The following is an 18,374-nucleotide window of genomic DNA, read 5'->3' as shown; positions in this document are numbered from 1 at the left end:
GAAAACCCTCCCTAACGTAATAGTTTAAATACATAAGGAGGCCTGAGCTGTGAGTTATTTAAATGTTAAAGTAGAAGATTATGTTGCGGTCGTAACCATTCACCAACCTCCCGCAAATGCCCTTTCATCTTATGTTTTGAAAGAGCTTTCATCCCTTATGGATGAGTTTGAAGCGAATAAAGAAGTCAGGGTCATTGTCATTAATGGCGAGGGACGATTCTTCTCTGCAGGGGCTGACATAAAGGAATTTATTTCAGTGCCGAATGGTGAAGAGTTCTCTAAGCTTGCTGCAAACGGACAGAAACTTTTTGAGAGAATTGAAACATTTTCAAAACCTGTCATCGCGTCAATTCATGGTGCTGCTCTAGGCGGGGGCCTTGAGCTTGCAATGAGCTGCCATGTAAGACTTGTCACTGAGAATGCAAAGCTTGGGCTGCCTGAGCTTCAGCTTGGACTTATTCCAGGCTTCGCAGGATCGCAGCGTCTTCCTAAGTATGTTGGAGAAGCAAAAGCTCTTGAAATGCTGCTGACAAGTGAACCGATTTCAGGAGCAGAGGCAGTCAAGTACGGTCTTGCCAACCATGCTTTTGCAGAAGAATCCTTATTAGATGAAACGATGAAGCTTGCAAAGAAATTTGCTGCGAAAAGTCCGATATCTGTCAGTGCAGCCATTGATTTAATCAATGCTTCTAAAACCCTTCCGTATCATGAACGGGTGAAAAAAGAAGCGGGCTATTTCGGGACTGTATTTGAAAGCGCAGATGCAAAAGAAGGAATCAGTGCTTTTCTTGAGAAAAGACAGCCTCAGTTTAAAGGCGAATAAATTATTTGATAAAACGTTCCTGACGTTTTTTCTATACAACTAAATTGAATGCTTAACGTAAATAGGGGGATGGACATGAATATTTATGTAATCATGAAGAAAACGTTTGATACGGAAGAAAAAATAACGCTTCAAAACGGCAAAATCAATGAAGATGGCGCTGAATTCATTATTAATCCTTATGATGAATATGCCATTGAAGAAGCAATTCAGATTCGCGATGCAAACAGCGGTGAAGTAACAGTAGTGACAATCGGCGGTGAAGAATCTGAAAAAGAATTGCGTACAGCACTTGCTATGGGGTGTGACAAGGCTGTGTTAATTAATACGGAAGATGACCTTGAAGATGGAGATCAATTTACAACCTCCAAAATTCTTGCTGAATACTTCAAGGATAAAGATGCAGATCTTATCATAGGAGGAAATGTGGCGATTGATGGCGGATCCGGACAAGTAGGACCTCGTCTGGCTGAACTTCTGAATATTCCTTATGTAACAACGATTACAAAGCTTGAGATTGACGGAAACAAAGCAACAGTCGTCCGCGATGTTGAAGGTGATTCAGAAGTAATTGAAACAACATTGCCATTGCTTGTAACAGCACAGCAGGGATTGAATGAGCCTCGTTATCCATCTTTGCCGGGTATTATGAAAGCAAAGAAAAAGCCTTTAGAAGAATTGGAACTGGATGATCTCGATCTTGAAGAAGATGATGTTGAACCTAAAACAAAGACAATCGAAATTTATATGCCGCCTAAAAAAGAAGCGGGTAAAGTACTTCAGGGCGATCTGGATGCACAAGTGAAGGAATTAGTATCACTTCTTCGCAACGAAGCAAAAGTAATCTAAGTATTTACCTAAAAGCATATTTTTCAATCAAACGTATAACAGGGGGACTTTATAATGGCAAGAAAAGTACTGGTATTGGGAGAAGTACGCGATCAATCATTGCGCAATGTTTCTTTTGAAGCAATTGCTGCAGGTAAAACGATTTCTGAAGGTGGCGAGGTTTCAGCCGTTTTAGTAGGAGACAGTGTTGCATCGTTAGCTGAAGAAATGATTCATTATGGCGCAGACCGTGTCATTACAGTTGAAGATGAGAAATTGAAAACGTATACACCTGACGGCTATTCACAGGCATTGCTTGCTGTTATTGAAGCTGAAAAACCGGAAGGTCTTGTTTTCGGGCATACAGCTCTTGGAAAAGACTTATCCCCAAAAATTGCTGCTAAGATTGGATCCGGTCTTATTTCAGATGCTACAGATTTAGAAGCAGCAGGCGGAAATATCGTTTTCACCCGTCCGATCTATTCAGGAAAAGCTTTCGAGAAAAAGATTGTGACAGACGGAACAATTTTTGCAACAATCAGACCAAATAACATTGCTCCGCTTGAAAAGGATGAAACAAGAACGGGTGAAGTTTCTTCTGTTTCCGCAGAGATCAAAGATCTTCGCACAATCGTAAAAGAAGTGGTGCGCAAAGCAACAGAAGGCGTGGACCTTTCTGAAGCTAAAGTCATTGTAGCCGGCGGACGCGGAGTAAAAAGCACAGAAGGCTTTAATCCGCTGAAGGAACTATCAGATGTTCTCGGCGGAGCAGTTGGAGCTTCCCGCGGTGCCTGCGATGCTGATTATTGCGACTACTCCCTGCAAATCGGCCAAACAGGAAAAGTGGTAACTCCTGATCTATACATTGCATGCGGTATTTCTGGAGCAATCCAGCATTTAGCCGGAATGTCTAACTCAAAGATTATTGTGGCAATTAATAAAGATCCTGAAGCAAACATTTTCAAAATAGCCGATTATGGAATTGTAGGAGATTTATTTGAAGTTGTTCCTATGTTAACAGAAGAGTTTAAAAAATTAAAAGTTCATTCATAATATCATTTTCATAAAAACACGCACTTAGGGGCGTGTTTTTGATTTGAATGAAAAAATGTTTTTCATCACAAAGTAAGGGAAAAGGAATAGTGAGCAAAAAATTAGCAGGTCACATTCTTTAATGCTATACTTTAAGCATCACTTGAATAATTAGGAGGAAAATATAATGGCAATTACTAATGTAACAGATCAAACCTTTACAACTGAAACTAGCCAAGGTGTCGTTCTGGCAGACTTTTGGGCTCCTTGGTGCGGACCTTGTAAAATGATTGCTCCGGTCCTTGAAGAGCTTGATCAGGAACTGGGCGATAAAGTGAAAATCGTTAAGCTTGATGTTGATGAAAACCAAGAAACTGCAGGCAAATACGGCGTTATGAGTATTCCTACATTGCTTGTTTTCAAAAATGGCGAAGTTGTTGACAAAACAGTCGGCTTCCAGCCTAAAGAAGCATTAGCAGAACTTTTAAATAAGCACGCTTAATAAAAAAAGATCCGGTTTATCTGGATCTTTTTTTTATTTTTGAAGACAGGACAGCTGTCAAAAAAATTGTCAATTATTGCTCAGGAAATGATTTGGCGCCTTGGAGGCAAGGTAAGTCACCCATGGACGTAAAGAAAAGACTCCGGCGCTCTAAAATGGTACAATAAAAGGAATAACTAGTCGTAATTGATCGATATTTATTCTGCGCTTAACTTCAGGGAAACGGAGTGTCCGCTATGGAACAACTAATAAAAGAAAAGCTGGCACTTCTGCCAGATCAGCCGGGCTGTTATTTAATGAAAGACCGATTCGGAACCATTATCTATGTGGGAAAAGCAAAAGTGCTTAAAAACAGGGTGCGTTCTTACTTTACCGGCTCACATGACGGTAAAACCCAAAGGCTTGTAAATGAAATCAAGGATTTTGAATATATCGTCACATCTTCAAACATCGAGGCGCTGATCTTAGAATTAAATCTAATTAAAAAGCATGATCCTAAATACAACGTCATGCTAAAGGATGATAAAACGTATCCATTTATTAAAATAACAGCTGAACGTCATCCGCGTCTTATTGTCACAAGGAATGTCAAAAAAGATCATGGAAAATACTTTGGTCCATATCCTAACGTACAGGCTGCGAGAGAGACGAAAAAATTGCTGGACCGGCTATATCCGCTTAGAAAATGTTCAACGCTTCCAGACCGCGTTTGCCTTTATTATCATATGGGTCAGTGTCTGGCCCCGTGTGTCTATAAGGTGACACAAGAGCAAAACCGTCAAATGGTCGATGAGATGTCCCGTTTTTTAAAAGGCGGTTTCAAGCAGATTAAAGAAGAACTTTCAAAGAAGATGCTTGCTGCTGCTGAAAATTTGGATTTCGAACGGGCAAAGGAATATCGTGATTCCATCGCCTATATTGATGCAACCATGGAAAAACAGAAAATGGCGCTGAATGATTTTGTCGATCGTGATGTGTTTGGCTATTCCTATGATAAAGGATGGATGTGCGTTCAGGTTTTCTTCATCCGTCAGGGAAAATTGATAGAACGTGATATTGCCATGTTTCCGCTGTATCAGGAGCCAGAAGAAGAATTCTTAACATTTCTTGGCCAATTTTACTCCAAAAACAATCATATTCTGCCTAAAGAAATTCTGCTGCCTGAAAGTGTGGACCATGAAATGGCAGAGCAGCTTCTTCATGTTTCAGCCATTCACCCTAAGCGCGGAAAGAAAAAGGATCTTGTATTGCTTGCACATCAAAATGCCAAGATTGCTTTAAAAGAAAAATTTTCTCTCATCGAGCGTGATGAAGAAAGAACAATCAAAGCAATTGATCAGCTTGGAGAAAAAATGGGTATCTATACACCTGCAAGAATCGAAGCATTTGATAATTCAAATATTCAAGGGACAGACCCTGTATCTGCAATGATTGTGTTTATAGATGGAAAGCCGTCCAAAAAAGAATACCGCAAGTACAAAATTAAAACAGTGCAGGGACCTGATGATTACGAGTCCATGCGTGAAGTTGTCCGCAGAAGGTACACGAGGGTGTTGAAAGAGTCACTGCCGCTTCCAGATTTGATAATCATTGACGGAGGCAAGGGGCATCTGGCTGCAGCACAGGACGTTCTGGAAAATGAACTGGGTTTATCGATCCCTGTTGCAGGACTTGTGAAGGATGAGAAGCACCGGACCTCTAATTTAATGATCGGAAGTCCGCCAACTGTTATTGAACTTGAACGCAACAGCCAGGAGTTTTATCTGCTGCAGCGTATCCAGGATGAAGTGCATCGCTTTGCGATTACTTTTCACAGACAGACAAGAGGAAAAACAGCCTTTCAATCGATTTTGGATGATATACCGGGAGTAGGGGAAAAGCGGCGCAAAACCCTGCTGAAGCATTTCGGATCCGTGAAAAAAATGAAAGAAGCAAGCCTTGAGGAGCTGATTGCTGCAGGGATTCCGGCAAACACAGCACAGCTTATTGCAGCAAAATTGCAAGAATAGATTGCATGAAGTCAAATTCTTTGCTACAATTTTAACTAATTTCATAACCAGATCGTTTAGTTCGTTAAATGATGGTAGAGGTGCGAACTTCAAGAGTAGCCCTTCTGAGGAAAATGGATTCCTTTGAAGATGGGTGAAAGGGGAGAGTCGCCGAAGCAAATAAAGAGCCATTTCTTTCTTTTGCTGGTTTTGCGTTTAATAGACGTAAAATTGTCAAGAAGATGTATTTTTCTTGGAGCGCTATCTCATTGTATGAATGAAGTTTCATTATTCGTTTATGCAAGCAATGAGATAGGGAATCTCATTGCTTTTTTTGCGTTTTCTGAGATTCTCCCTTTTACCTGCTGACGATCAATTTAACTGGAAAGGTGAGAGGCTGATATGGGTTTAGTTGTACAAAAATTTGGAGGCACATCTGTTGGATCTCCGGAAAAAATCATGAATGCTGCAAGAAGAGTAATCGAGGAAAAAAATAATGGGAATGATGTCGTAGTTGTTGTTTCTGCAATGGGGAAAACAACGGATCATTTAGTTTCCCTGGCAGCGGTAATCACTCAAAAACCAAGCAAGCGCGAAATGGACATGCTGCTTTCAACTGGTGAACAAGTGACGATCTCTCTTTTGACTATGGCTCTTCAGGCACAAGGATACGATGCTGTTTCATACACAGGCTGGCAGGCTGGCATAAAGACTGAAAATGTCCACAGCAATGCGAGAATTTCAGGGATTGATTCAGATAAAATCAATGAGCAGCTCCAAGCAGGAAAAGTTGTTGTCGTTGCAGGCTTTCAGGGACTTGCAGACAAACAGGAAATAACGACGCTCGGCCGCGGCGGTTCAGATACGACAGCTGTTGCACTGGCAGCTTCTCTTAAAGCAGATAAATGCGATATTTATACAGATGTAACAGGTGTATTTACGACAGATCCACGTTTTGTAAAAAGTGCAAGAAAGTTAGACGGCATCTCATATGATGAAATGCTCGAGCTTGCGAATCTTGGCGCAGGTGTACTTCACCCCCGTGCTGTTGAATTTGCAAAAAATTACGGAGTTCCTTTGGAAGTCAGATCAAGCTCAGAGAAAGAAAGAGGCACTTTAATTGAGGAGGAAACAAAGATGGAACAGAATTTAGTTGTAAGAGGAATTGCGTTTGAAGATCAAGTATCACGAATCACGGTTTGCGGATTGCCAAGCGGCCTCAAAACCCTGTCTACTATTTTCAAAACACTTGCAAGCCACGGAATTAATGTGGATATTATTATTCAAAGTTCGACAGACAGCAGCTTGGCCTCTCTCTCCTTTTCTGTGAAAACAGATGATGTGGAAGAAACCGTTCATGTTCTTGAAACCTATCAATCCGAGCTTGGCTTTGAAAAAATAGAATCAGAAGGCGGTCTTTCAAAAGTCTCCATCGTCGGTTCTGGAATGGTCTCAAATCCGGGAGTGGCGGCAGAAATGTTCCATGTTCTTGCCGAAGAAGGTATTGAAGTGAAAATGGTCAGCACGTCTGAAATTAAAGTGTCAACTGTGATCATCCATGAAGATATGGTGAAGGCGGTAGAAGCGCTGCATGATGCCTTTGAATTATCACAGCAGCCTGCAAAAGTGCTGTAAATAAGATAAAAAAGGGGTGGGTATCATGAATACCCATCCCTTTAATCGTTGTCGAACTCCATGTCTTTGTAATCCCATTTCACTGTAAAGTGCACTTTATCCGCACGTTTTTTTACTTGTTCATAGGTTTCTGTTATCTGCTTGTTCATTCGCTGCGCCTGCTGTGCCAGAAATCCCGCTTCAAGCTGAAAAGAAGGCTCTTTCATCGTTTTGAATCTTGTTTTGATCAGTTCGCCTTCAAGCTGAAATTCCATTTCATCTTTTTTCTTATGTACCAATGAAAGAGTTCCAAAGCCGGCTAATGAAAAGAAAGCAATAAGCTCTTCTATTGATTCTGCAGGATATTTGCGCGCAAGGCTTTTACCTGCCCAGTAAAGCATAGATGCGGATTCTCTCCCGAGAATATCCGGAATAAGAACCTCTCTTAACAGCTCATAGGCGAATGCGGGCACTTGCATATCCCTCAGCTGCGTTATATCGATTTGTTCGCTGGTTTTTTTCACATTCTTCCCCTCTTTCTGCCTTTATTATATATCAAGAAGGGCGGGTAAGAACATGCAATAAAAGTAAATTACAAGCTCTAAAACGGATGTGAAAGTATTTCAGGAAAATAAAAATAGGTGGAAAATAAGGCTTGTCACAAAATTAAAATTTATGAACGCGTTTTCTTGACGCTGTAACTCGTTGGGAGTACAATAAATTTGTCACATTTTATCATACAATGTTTATTTTTTAAAAGGTTGCCGGGAATAGAAGAAACATTAAAAAAAAGATTTTAATATTACTAGGGGGTAATGTGAGATGGCTGGAAACAGAGAATATTTAAACCGCAGACTTCATTCTTTGCTTGGAGTTATCCCGGTTGGCGTCTTCTTAATTCAGCATCTTGTTGTAAATAACTTTGCAACAAGAGGAGAAGAAGCGTTTAATAATGCTGCACATTTTATGGAAAGCTTGCCATTTAGAGTTGTTCTGGAAACTTTTATTATATTCCTGCCTCTTTTATACCATGCGATCTATGGAATTTACATTGCGTTTACAGCTAAAAATAATGTAAGCAAGTTTGGCTACTTCCGCAACTGGATGTTTATGCTTCAAAGGATTTCAGGCGTGATTACATTAATCTTTGTATCCTGGCATGTATGGGAAACAAGAATTGCAGCCGCATTTGGCGCCGAAGTGAATTTTGACATGATGGCCTCCATTTTCAGTAATCCATTCATGATTGTATTTTATGCAGTAGGTGTTGTTTCAACGATTTTCCACTTTGCAAACGGACTGTGGTCATTTGCTGTGAGCTGGGGAATTACTGTGACTCCAAGATCTCAGCTGATCTCAACTTATGTGACGATCGCACTTTTCCTGGCTTTATCTTACGTTGGAGTCAGTACTATTTTTGCATTTGTTTGATAGGTAATAGAATCAAAGGGAGTGGGCCAGATGAGTAAAGGTAGAATAATAGTCGTCGGTGGTGGCTTAGCGGGCCTAATGGCTACGATCAAAGCTGCAGAAACTGGCGTTCATGTAGATTTATTTTCTTTAGTTCCTGTAAAGCGCTCTCATTCCGTTTGTGCTCAGGGCGGAATTAACGGAGCAGTTAACACGAAAGGGGAAGGCGATTCTCCTTGGGAGCATTTCGATGATACTGTATACGGCGGGGACTTCCTTGCGAATCAGCCTCCTGTAAAAGCAATGTGCGAAGCTGCACCTTCCATTATCCATTTACTTGACCGCATGGGAGTTATGTTCAACCGTACTCCAGAAGGTCTTCTTGACTTCCGCCGCTTTGGAGGAACACAGCATCACCGTACAGCATTTGCCGGCGCAACAACTGGCCAGCAGCTGCTATATGCGCTTGATGAGCAGGTTCGACGCTATGAGGTTGCTGGATTAGTAACGAAGTATGAAGGCTGGGAATTCCTTGGTGCTGTCATCGATGAAGATGGAGTTTGCCGCGGAATTACCGGACAAGACTTAACAACTATGGAAATGAAATCATTCCGCTCGGATGCAGTTATTATGGCAACAGGCGGACCTGGAATCATTTTCGGAAAATCAACGAACTCTGTCATCAACACGGGGTCAGCTGCTTCAATCGTCTATCAGCAAGGAGTTCATTATGCAAATGGAGAATTTATTCAAATTCATCCAACGGCTATTCCCGGAGACGATAAGCTCCGCCTGATGAGTGAGTCAGCACGCGGGGAAGGCGGTCGCGTCTGGACGTATAAAGACGGTAAGCCTTGGTATTTCCTTGAGGAAAAATATCCTGCATATGGAAACCTTGTGCCTCGTGATATTGCAACACGCGAAATTTTTGACGTGTGTGTTTCACAAAAGCTTGGAATCAATGGAGAGAACATGGTTTACCTTGATCTTTCTCATAAAGATCCGAAAGAGCTTGATATCAAACTTGGCGGAATCATTGAAATCTATGAGAAATTCATGGGTGATGATCCCCGCAAGCTTCCAATGAAAATTTTCCCGGCTGTTCATTATTCTATGGGCGGACTATGGGTTGATTATGATCAAATGACGAATATCCCTGGATTATTTGCTGCAGGCGAGTGTGATTACTCGATGCATGGAGCTAACCGATTAGGTGCAAACTCATTATTGTCTGCTATCTACGGCGGTATGGTTGCCGGACCAAAAGCAGTTGAATATGTGAGCGGTCTTGAAGTATCCGCTGAAGATCTCTCTTCTTCATTATTTGACGGTCATGTGAAGCAGGAAGAAGAAAAATGGCAAAATATCATGAACTTAAATGGCACTGAAAATGCTTATGTCCTTCATAAAGAGCTTGGCGAATGGATGACTGACAATGTAACGGTTGTCCGTTACAACGATAAGCTTCTTAAAACAGATGAAAAAATTCAAGAGCTTCTTGAAAGATATGACAATATCAACATCAATGATACTGCGAAATGGAGCAACCAGGGTGCGACGTTTACGCGTCAATTGCAAAACATGCTTCAAATGTCCCGTGTTGTGACACTTGGTGCCTATAACCGCAATGAAAGCCGCGGTGCTCATTACAAACCGGACTTCCCTGAACGTAATGACGAAGAATTCCTAAAAACGACAATGGCCACATTTGCCGGTCAAAAAGCTGCTCCTAAGTTCCGCTATGAAGAAGTGGATGTAAGCTTAATTGAACCGCGTAAACGCGACTATTCGAAGAAGAAAAAGGGGGAATAAAAAATGAACAGTGAAAAGAAAGTAGTTCGTTTTATTATTACTCGCCAAGACCAGCCTGGAGCAGCCCCTTATGATGAACCGTTTGAGATTCCTTATCGTCCAAATATGAATGTGATTTCTGCTTTAATGGAGATCAGACGAAATCCAGTTAACTCACAAGGGAAAGAAACAACTCCGATTACTTGGGATATGAACTGTCTCGAAGAGGTGTGCGGAGCATGTTCTATGGTGATTAACGGCAAGCCGCGGCAGTCTTGTACAGCCCTTGTTGACCAGCTCGAGCAGCCAATTCGCCTCCAGCCGATGAGAACATTTCCTGTTGTCCGCGACCTTCAGGTTGACCGCAGCAGAATGTTTGATTCCCTGAAAAAAGTAAAGGCCTGGATTCCAATTGATGGAACCTATGACTTAGGCCCTGGCCCGCGTATGCCTGAGAAAAAACGTCAGTGGGCATATGAATTATCAAAATGCATGACTTGCGGTGTCTGCTTAGAGGCTTGTCCGAATGTAAACAGCAATTCAGATTTCATCGGTCCTGCTCCGCTTTCACAAGTCCGCTTGTTTAATGCTCACCCAACTGGAGCATTAAATAAAGCAGAACGTCTGGAATCCATTATGGGAGACGGAGGTCTTGCCAACTGCGGAAACTCTCAGAACTGTGTGCAGTCATGTCCTAAAGGCATTCCTTTAACGACTTCAATTGCTGCACTCAACAGAGATACAACGTTCCAGGCATTCCGTAATTTCTTCGGAAGCGATCAGGTTTAAAACACAGATATCCATTTTGAAATCATTTATTAAGAAAACACCTCTTCCTTTCGATGAAGAGGTGTTTTTTTACTTAAAGCAGAAATGAGGAAACAATCATGAATCAAATATCTTACATTCAGCAGCCTTTTCAGGAATGGAAAGATTCTTTTTCTTTTTACTTACCGATAAAAGTGCGTTTTTCCGAAACAGATATGTTTGGACATATGAACAATACGGCGCCAATCTCATATTTTGAAGAAGCGCGCATTGAGTTCTTTAAGCATGCAAAACTTATGGAAAACTGGCTGAAAAAAGACGGGGAGCTGATTCCTGTCGTTGCAGATATTCATTGTGATTACGTGAAACAGGTCTTTTTTGATGAGAAAATCCGCCTTTATGTAAAAGTGGCATCTATCGGAAATTCATCGATGGATCTGCATTATTGTGCTGTGAATGAAAAAAATGAAGTTTGCTTTACAGGACGAGGCACCGTTGTGCAAATATCTAAATACAATGGAAAAAGTGTACCGTTTCTGGAAGTGGAGAAAAAGATCCTTACTCAGTCTGCCATATTTGCCACTTGAAAAATAGACACGGAATTTCTTGCTTTCATCAAAGATTCCTGTCACCGCCATTACAGTGTTCACATACTATATGTTGACTAATCTTATACCCATTCGTTAGATCGGCTCGCACCTAGCAAGGAGGGTTACAATTCTTGAAAGAGAAAGAGTTTCAATCAAAGCCATTACTCACGAAAAGAGAGAGAGAAGTATTCGAATTATTAGTTCAAGACAAAACAACGAAAGAAATAGCGGGCGAGCTCTTTATTAGTGAAAAGACGGTTCGGAACCATATTTCCAATGCGATGCAAAAGCTTGGTGTTAAGGGGAGATCACAAGCTGTTGTTGAGCTCCTTCGTATGGGTGAACTTGAGCTCTAATACGTACCGGCTGACCTTGATTTTAAGGGTAGCCGGTTATTATTTCTGTGCAGAAAAAAGCGGGGCTGCGCTAATCTGACTATGCTTTTTCTTATTTTTCATATCGGTAAGCTAAAATATGAAACTTGCAATTTTCCATAAAAACATAGAAAATGGATATGATACGCACATTCCTTCTGTTAAGTTTCATTCCGTGCGGTCAGATTGAATGAGTGAGGGTTGCTGATGACAGTTCAAAATGATGTATTAAGTGATAAAATGGTAGCTGATATGGAGAAATCCCTAAGGCATATTTCTGTTATGGTCAAACAGAAGGGCAGGGAGATTCTTAATCAATTTCCGATTACACCGCCTCAATTCGTAGCGCTGCAATGGCTTTCCGAACATGGCGACATGACAGTCGGTGAATTATCTAATAAAATGTACCTTGCATGCAGCACCACAACAGATCTTGTTGACCGAATGGAGAAAAACAAACTGGTAGTTAGGATTAAAGACCCAAATGACCGAAGAGTTGTGAGGGTGCATCTTCTTGAAGAAGGGCAGCGCATCATTGAAGAAGTTATACAAAAGCGTCAACAATACTTAAAGAATGTAATCAAAAATTATGATTTGCAGGAAATTATCCAGCTTGAGAGTTCATTAATGAAATTACACCTAGAAATGAGAGAAGAATGAGGCGATTTTTTGAATAGAGCAATTGGCGTCATTGATTCCGGTGTCGGCGGTCTGACCGTTGCACGCGAAATCATGAGGCAGTTACCAAACGAAGACATCATCTACTTAGGTGATACGGCAAGATGCCCATATGGACCAAGACCGCTGGAAGAGGTGCGCTCATTTACTTGGCAAATGACGAATTATCTCTTATCAAATCATCATATAAAAATGCTTGTGATAGCCTGCAATACGGCAACAGCGATCGCTTTGCAGGAAATCCAGGAAGAACTTGATATCCCTGTAGTAGGGGTCGTTTTTCCTGGGGCCAGAACAGCGATTAAAGTCACCAGAAAAAATCATATCGGTGTAATCGGAACTGTTAATACAGTTGCAAGCCGTGCATATGAGAAGGCTCTTAAAACGATAAAGAAGACAGTTGAAGTTGAGAGCTTGGCATGTCCGGCATTCGTGCCGCTTGTGGAAAGCGGAGATTACGAAAATGATTATGCCGTATCCATCGTACGGGAATCTCTTTTTCCTTTAATAGATCAGCCAATTGATACGCTGATCCTGGGATGTACACATTATCCGGTCTTAAAGACGTTAATTGAGGATTATATGGGTCCCAAGGTGAAAATTATCAGCTCGGGTGATGAAACAGCCCGTGAAGTCAGTACAATCCTGTCTTATAAAGATGCTTTAAATGCGACACAGGAAGAGAATCATCATTTATTTTTAACGACTGGATCACAGGAGCTTTTTCAGAGAATTGCTTCTCAATTGTTTGAGCAGCCAGTTGAAAATGTTAAATCCATTACCTTATAAAAAAGAGGAGCCGATCGCGGTTCCTCTTTTTTTTGTTCCGGCTATTGTGAAGTGACCGCGGATCCCAGCAGCTCTCTGATTGTCAGCTGATCTTTTTCTGCTGAGCTCACAATTAGCTGGTCCTGCTTTTATGGCCCTGAATATCTCTTATGTAAGGCAGCTGAGGGAGAGGGCCGTCAAGCGGATAGCTAATAAATTCCTCAAAATGATTGTAAGAAACAGGATAACGGCATAAAAACTTTTCCGCAAACGATTTTCACTATTGACGATCAAGCAATCCGAAATATGAAGCCGGTCCTCTTTTGTTTGGATGAACGATTTTTGCCTGTACAAAAATTCTTTTCAAAATCGGTCTAATTCAATAAAGAGCTCGTATACATAGTAGTACAAACTGCCTTAGGAGGGAATTGTATGTCTCAAAATAGAAACATGAAGATTGCTGCTACTGTTGTAACATCGACGCTGCTCTTGTCAGGATGCGGATTATTCGGCGGGGAAAAAGCAAAGGAAATTGATCCTCCGCAAGATGTTTCATATGTTGAAGATGCTGATAAAGGGAACGAAGAGACTTTGAAAGAAGAAAAAACAACAGCAGAAGGTGAAAAAGGAGAAGAGTCGGCTCAAACCTATTCTAGGCAGTTATATTTAATTGACAGCAACGGGCTGGTTGTCGCCCAGACATTTGATTTGCCTAAGGAAGAAGGCGTAGCCAAGCAAGTGCTTGAATACCTTGTAGAGGGCGGGCCTGTCAGCAATATCCTTCCTGATGGCTTCAGAGCCGTTATCCCGCAGGATACTCAAGTGGATGTGAATGTTAAAGATGGTACAGCCATCGTAGATTTCTCTAAAGAGTTTAAAAACTATCAAGCTGAAGATGAATTGAAAATTCTTCAATCGATTACATGGACGTTGACTCAATTCGATTCTGTGAAAACAGTCAAAATTATGATTAACGGTCATGAACAAAATGAAATGCCTGTCGGAGGCACTCCGATCAACAGCGAGCTGAGCCGAGCTGACGGCATTAATCTTGATACAGCGGGCGTAATGGATATTACGGATACAAAACCTCTGACGGTTTACTATACAGCTCAGCATAATGATCAGACCTACTATGTACCTGTTACAACACGAATCAGCAATGACGAAGAGGATCCAATTGCAGCAGTGGTGAAAAAATTAACTGAGGAACCTTCCATCTCACGTGCATTGTTAACCGATTTGGAGCAGGATGTGAAGCTGCTTGAAGAACCTAAGCTTGAAGATGGCACTGTAACCCTTAATTTTAACGAATCTATCTATGGAAGTGCAGATGGAGAGGAAAAAATGGTTTCGACACATGTTCTGAATTCTCTTGTTTTATCACTGACAGAACAGCCTGGAATTGAAAATGTCGTTTTGACCGTTGATGGGAAAGCCGAGCTTGTTAATGAAGAAGGCAAAAAGATCACAGAACCTGTCTCCCGTCCAGTCAAAGTGAACACAGGTAGTTTTTAATCGCTGATTTTTGATATACTATATAGATAAACTAAGAGGTGGACATAAGAGCTGCCTCTTCTTTATTGTTTATACATAAGACAAAAGCTTAGGTCAGCAGTAGGATTGATCGGAGGAATATGATGAGACATGATGGACGCAAACAAGATGAATTAAGACGAGTTGAAATTCTGACAGATTATGTGAAGCACCCTGAGGGTTCAGTGTTAATCAGTGTTGGTGATACAAAGGTGATTTGCAATGCAAGCATTGAAGATCGCGTGCCTCCATTTATGCGGGGAGAAGGTAAGGGATGGATCACAGCGGAATATTCAATGCTGCCGCGTGCTACCGAACAGCGGACGATCAGAGAATCGTCCAAAGGTAAAATTACTGGCCGTACAATGGAAATTCAGCGCTTGATCGGACGAGCTCTGCGTGCGGTTGTTGATCTTGAAAAGTTAGGGGAACGCACAATCTGGATTGACTGTGATGTGATCCAGGCAGATGGCGGGACCCGCACAGCTTCCATCACCGGAGCTTTTGTCGCTATGACATTAGCACTTGGAAAGCTGATGTCTCAAAAAAAATTAAGCACGCTGCCAATCACGGATTTCCTGGCTGCGACATCAGTTGGAATGGATTCAAAGCTTGGAGAGATCTTAGATTTAAACTATATTGAGGATTCATCAGCAGAAGTCGATATGAATGTCATCATGACGTCTTCCGGAAAATTCGTTGAGCTTCAGGGAACTGGAGAAGAAGCGACTTTTTCAAGAGAAGAACTGAATGAATTGCTTGATTTAGCTGAAAAAGGAATAAACTCGTTAATTTCTATTCAAATGGAGGCCCTTGGTGATTTAGCTCTAAAAATCATCGATCAAAAAGATGGAAAGGGATGAATCATTATGAAGGAAGTTATTATTGCAACGAAAAATGCAGGCAAATTAATTGAATTTCAATCAATCTTATCTCAGTATGATCTAAAGGCCATTTCATTACTGGACCTTGAAGATTCGCCAGAAGTTGAAGAAACTGGTTCAACGTTTGAAGAAAATGCCGTTTTAAAAGCGGAGGCCATTTCAAAGTTTTACGGAAAAATGGCCATTGCGGATGATTCCGGACTATCAGTAGATTATCTAGGCGGTGAACCTGGGGTTTATTCAGCACGCTATGCAGGAGCTGAGAAAAGTGATGCAGCCAATATCGAAAAAGTGCTGCTGCAGCTGAAGGGTGTTTCAAAGGAAGAACGGAATGCAAGATTCCGGTGCGCTCTGGCACTTTCTGAACCTGGCCGTGAAACCGTCACAGTAGAAGGTTCAGTTGAGGGCTATATTACAGAGGAGCCTATTGGCGGGAATGGATTCGGATACGATCCCATTTTCTTAGTGAAAGATAAAGCAAAAACGATGGCGCAATTAACAAAGGATGAGAAAAATAAAATCAGCCATCGCGCAGTTGCGCTGCAAAAGCTTGCAAAACTGCTTAAAGCCTGACGATGGGGAGTTTTACACGTGAAAGTTTTAATAATCAGTGACAGCCATGGCTTAACGGATGAGCTTCAGGAGATCAGAAAACGTCATGAAGGGGAAACAGAAGCGATGTTTCATTGCGGGGATTCTGAACTTGAGGCAGATCATCCTGCCATGCAGGGGTATGCTTCTGTACGCGGAAACTGTGATTTTGAATCAAGGTTTGCAAATGAAGTCATTGAAGATGTGGAAGGATATCGGTTTTTTGTTGCTCATGGCCATATGCACAATGTAAAGTCGACTCTTATGAATTTGAAGTACAGTGCCGTTTTGCATGGCGCGAAGATTGTCTGTTTTGGTCATTCGCATTTGGCGGGAGCGGAATATGTCGATCATATCCTCTTCATTAACCCTGGCAGCATTAGACTTCCGCGGATGCGAACTGAAAAAACATATGTTATATTAGAAATACAAAATCATTCTGCACAAGTTACCTTTTTTGAGATGGACGGATCTCCTGTATCCGGCCTCTCACAAAGGTTTGAGCTGGCTTCATCATGAAAGAGGGATTTTTTCCCCTCTTTCATAAAATTTTAGAAAAAGTTATTGACTTTTAATCTGATGGAACATATAATAAAAAATGTCGCTGATACATAATCAACGATGTTAACAAAAAAACATGTCCCAGTAGCTCAGTGGATAGAGCAACGGCCTTCTAAGCCGTTGGTCGGGAGTTCGAATCTCTCCTGGGACGCCATACTTTATACATACAACTTCTTTCGATTTATCGAAAGAAGTTTTTTTGTTGATTTTAAAAACCTAATCGATCAAAAAAAGTTTGTTATATTCAGGCAGGCTGAAAATCGGTTTTCAAATCCTTTTTTTTCTAACAAATTTCATTCTGGGTATGATAAAAAATTCTATAAAAAATAAGTTCAAAAAATTTTTTTCTCCCCTATTTACCCCTTATAAAATCAGTCAAAACCTTGTCAGACAATCTCACAGAAAAAAACTTTAAAAAAACTTCAAAAAATTGAATTTCCTTTTATGACAGGCATGTAAGCGTATACAAATTCACAAACAAATCTAAATTATCTAACAATTCGAAAAAAGACGGTTGACACCGCTATTTAATGGGCGTAATATAGGCTCAAATATAAGTTACATGAACATGTGAGGTTCATTTAAAAGAGTCCATAACAATCGTTATACGGATTTTTTTTACACACTAGAATTCAACTGATTAACGCGTTTAGACTTTAAAAGAAAGGTGTGCTCTTTATGGGTGACCAATGGATTTTTCTGAATAACGAATTTGTAAAAAAAGAAGATGCGAAAATTTCGGTGTATGATCACGGATTCCTTTACGGAGATGGTATTTTCGAAGGAATCAGAGTATACAGCGGCAACATCTTCAGATTAAATGAGCACATGAAAAGATTATATGAGTCAGCGAGATCCATTTTACTCAACATGCCTTATACGCTAGAGGAAATGACGGATTTAACGGTAAAGACCGTTGAGAAAAACGGTTTAGATGACGCTTATATCAGACTTGTTGTCTCAAGAGGAGTCGGTGATCTTGGGCTTGATCCATATAAATGCAAGCAAGCAAATGTTGTCATTATTGTAGAACCGCTGTCAATCTTCCCTAAACATCTGTATGAAACAGGAATTGATATTGTGACAGTGCCTACAAGGCGCAATAGGCCGGACGTTTTAAGTCCTAAAGTAAAATCATTGAACTACCTGAACAACGTGCTTGTGAAAATTGAAGCACATCTCGCAAATGTAAGCGAAGCGCTGATGCTGAATGATCAAGGCTACGTTGCAGAAGGATCTGCTGATAATGTCTTTATCTATAAAAACAAAAAACTCCTTACTCCCCCTGGTTACTTGGGAGCACTTGAAGGGGTCACCCGAAATGTCATCATCGAAATAGCTGAAGAACTTGGCTACGATGTGCGTGAGGAACCTTTCACAAGACATGATGTTTATACAGCTGATGAAGTTTTCCTGACTGGAACTGCCGCTGAAGTCATTGCTGTAGTAAAAGTAGACGGCAGGGAAATTGGTGATGGGCAGCCTGGAGAGCATACGAATCGTCTGCTTGAGTGTTTCAGAGAAAAAGTTATCTCAGATGGTGTAAAAGTAAAAGGAAGCAGTTCAAGCCTGAGTGTAAGCTAATAAAAACATAAAAATAATAATTTAAAACGCTGAAGAGGATAAGTAGCTTAGA

At 41.0% G+C, this 18,374-nt stretch carries 19 protein-coding genes, 1 tRNA gene and 1 other annotated feature (1 of these 21 only partly in view); of the genes, 19 read left to right on the top strand and 1 reads right to left on the bottom strand.

The window, feature by feature from the left end:
• Positions 1-49: 49 nt before the first annotated feature.
• From LIT25_19920 to LIT25_19895, 6 genes are all read left to right on the top strand, one after another.
• Positions 50-823, top strand: coding sequence for an enoyl-CoA hydratase (locus LIT25_19920; GenBank protein ID USK32830.1), 774 nt, complete (start codon positions 50-52; stop codon positions 821-823).
• Between the two features lie 75 nt (positions 824-898).
• A complete protein-coding gene (locus tag LIT25_19915) occupies positions 899-1,672 on the top strand; it encodes an electron transfer flavoprotein subunit beta/FixA family protein (protein ID USK32829.1) in 774 nt (257 codons plus the stop codon).
• A 54-nt stretch (positions 1,673-1,726) separates the two neighbouring features.
• Positions 1,727-2,704 (top strand): electron transfer flavoprotein subunit alpha/FixB family protein, encoded by a 978-nt coding sequence (locus LIT25_19910; GenBank protein ID USK32828.1) that lies wholly within the window; start codon positions 1,727-1,729, stop codon positions 2,702-2,704.
• Positions 2,705-2,870: 166 nt separating this feature from the next.
• Complete coding sequence (gene trxA / locus LIT25_19905) at positions 2,871-3,185, top strand: thioredoxin (protein ID USK32827.1); 315 nt, start codon at positions 2,871-2,873, stop codon at positions 3,183-3,185.
• Between the two features lie 236 nt (positions 3,186-3,421).
• Positions 3,422-5,194, top strand: a complete 1,773-nt coding sequence (gene uvrC / locus LIT25_19900; protein ID USK32826.1) for an excinuclease ABC subunit UvrC — start codon at positions 3,422-3,424, stop codon at positions 5,192-5,194.
• A gap of 381 nt (positions 5,195-5,575) precedes the next feature.
• The gene (locus LIT25_19895) at positions 5,576-6,808 is read left to right on the top strand and encodes an aspartate kinase (GenBank protein ID USK32825.1); all 1,233 of its coding nucleotides are present in this window, start codon (positions 5,576-5,578) and stop codon (positions 6,806-6,808) included.
• A 41-nt stretch (positions 6,809-6,849) separates the two neighbouring features.
• On the opposite strand, the gene LIT25_19890 is transcribed toward LIT25_19895, so the two are convergent.
• A complete protein-coding gene (locus LIT25_19890) occupies positions 6,850-7,266 on the bottom strand; it encodes a YslB family protein (GenBank protein ID USK36347.1) in 417 nt (138 codons plus the stop codon).
• Positions 7,267-7,609: 343 nt separating this feature from the next.
• On the opposite strand from LIT25_19890, the gene LIT25_19885 reads away from it, so the two are divergent.
• From LIT25_19885 to ilvE, 13 genes are all read left to right on the top strand, one after another.
• Positions 7,610-8,218, top strand: a complete 609-nt coding sequence (locus LIT25_19885) for a succinate dehydrogenase cytochrome b558 subunit (protein ID USK32824.1) — start codon at positions 7,610-7,612, stop codon at positions 8,216-8,218.
• A gap of 30 nt (positions 8,219-8,248) precedes the next feature.
• Positions 8,249-10,009, top strand: a complete 1,761-nt coding sequence (gene sdhA / locus LIT25_19880; protein ID USK32823.1) for a succinate dehydrogenase flavoprotein subunit — start codon at positions 8,249-8,251, stop codon at positions 10,007-10,009.
• A 3-nt stretch (positions 10,010-10,012) separates the two neighbouring features.
• Complete coding sequence (sdhB, locus tag LIT25_19875) at positions 10,013-10,777, top strand: succinate dehydrogenase iron-sulfur subunit (GenBank protein ID USK32822.1); 765 nt, start codon at positions 10,013-10,015, stop codon at positions 10,775-10,777.
• 98 nt (positions 10,778-10,875) lie between these two features.
• Positions 10,876-11,343 (top strand): acyl-CoA thioesterase, encoded by a 468-nt coding sequence (locus LIT25_19870; protein ID USK32821.1) that lies wholly within the window; start codon positions 10,876-10,878, stop codon positions 11,341-11,343.
• A 134-nt stretch (positions 11,344-11,477) separates the two neighbouring features.
• Positions 11,478-11,702, top strand: a complete 225-nt coding sequence (gene gerE / locus LIT25_19865; GenBank protein USK32820.1) for a spore germination transcription factor GerE — start codon at positions 11,478-11,480, stop codon at positions 11,700-11,702.
• A 225-nt stretch (positions 11,703-11,927) separates the two neighbouring features.
• Positions 11,928-12,380 (top strand): MarR family transcriptional regulator, encoded by a 453-nt coding sequence (locus LIT25_19860; GenBank protein ID USK32819.1) that lies wholly within the window; start codon positions 11,928-11,930, stop codon positions 12,378-12,380.
• A gap of 9 nt (positions 12,381-12,389) precedes the next feature.
• The gene (racE, locus tag LIT25_19855) at positions 12,390-13,187 is read left to right on the top strand and encodes a glutamate racemase (protein USK32818.1); all 798 of its coding nucleotides are present in this window, start codon (positions 12,390-12,392) and stop codon (positions 13,185-13,187) included.
• Positions 13,188-13,616: 429 nt separating this feature from the next.
• Positions 13,617-14,684 carry a GerMN domain-containing protein gene (locus LIT25_19850; GenBank protein ID USK36346.1) on the top strand — a complete coding sequence of 356 codons (1,068 nt, stop codon included), beginning with the start codon at positions 13,617-13,619 and terminating at the stop codon, positions 14,682-14,684.
• 122 nt (positions 14,685-14,806) lie between these two features.
• On the top strand, positions 14,807-15,565 hold the full coding sequence (gene rph / locus LIT25_19845) for a ribonuclease PH (protein ID USK32817.1): 759 nt from the start codon (positions 14,807-14,809) through the stop codon (positions 15,563-15,565).
• A 6-nt stretch (positions 15,566-15,571) separates the two neighbouring features.
• Complete coding sequence (locus tag LIT25_19840) at positions 15,572-16,159, top strand: XTP/dITP diphosphatase (protein USK32816.1); 588 nt, start codon at positions 15,572-15,574, stop codon at positions 16,157-16,159.
• A gap of 18 nt (positions 16,160-16,177) precedes the next feature.
• Complete coding sequence (locus tag LIT25_19835; protein USK32815.1) at positions 16,178-16,696, top strand: metallophosphoesterase; 519 nt, start codon at positions 16,178-16,180, stop codon at positions 16,694-16,696.
• Positions 16,697-16,816: 120 nt separating this feature from the next.
• Positions 16,817-16,892, top strand: a tRNA-Arg gene (locus tag LIT25_19830).
• Positions 16,893-17,416: 524 nt separating this feature from the next.
• Positions 17,417-18,322 carry a branched-chain-amino-acid transaminase gene (gene ilvE, locus LIT25_19825; GenBank protein USK32814.1) on the top strand — a complete coding sequence of 302 codons (906 nt, stop codon included), beginning with the start codon at positions 17,417-17,419 and terminating at the stop codon, positions 18,320-18,322.
• Positions 18,323-18,342: 20 nt separating this feature from the next.
• Positions 18,343-18,374 (top strand) — a binding site (T-box leader); it runs 223 nt beyond the window's last position.

The organism is Bacillus sp. F19, assembly GCA_023823795.1.
In the GTDB taxonomy this organism is placed as follows: domain Bacteria; phylum Bacillota; class Bacilli; order Bacillales; family Bacillaceae; genus Bacillus_P.
Note: the sequence above shows the minus strand (reverse complement) of the source record. Positions and strands in the feature narration are given on the sequence as shown.